This window comes from Pedococcus sp. P1_H8 (assembly GCF_056405175.1).
In genome coordinates this window covers 1-355 of sequence record NZ_JBFUCP010000491.1, presented here as the reverse complement: position 1 = coordinate 355, position 355 = coordinate 1, and the positions used below count along the sequence as shown (strand labels likewise).

The window sequence follows — 355 nt, the reverse complement described above, 5'->3', positions numbered from 1 at the left end:
TGCCCGGCATGTTCATCCCGGCAGGCTTCAGGTTGCCGGCCGAGACGCCCTGGCCGGYGACCATCGCGAACGTCGGCAGCACCCGCAGGCCCTTCTCGTAGACCCAGCCGAGCTCGGCCGGATCCAGCGAGTTCACACCGGCACCCAGGCCCAGGTGGTAGAGCAACACGTCGCGCTCGGTCCAGTTGGCCTCGCGGACAGTGGGTTCGGCGGCCAGTGCGGCCGCCACATCGATCGGCATGCTTACTGAGACTCCTTCGAGATGGTGCCGGCCCGGTACAGCGTGACCACGCACGCGCCACCGAGGCCGAGGTTGTGTTGCAGACCCACGCGGGCGCCGTCGACCTGGCGGGCG

The 355-nt window shown here is 69.8% G+C and carries 1 protein-coding gene; it reads right to left on the bottom strand.

The window, feature by feature from the left end; translation table 11 throughout:
* On the bottom strand, positions 1 to 241 hold a 241-nt coding region (locus AC1DYG_RS21000; protein WP_477641752.1), incomplete at its 3' end, for a hypothetical protein.
* Positions 242 to 355 lie beyond the last annotated feature (114 nt).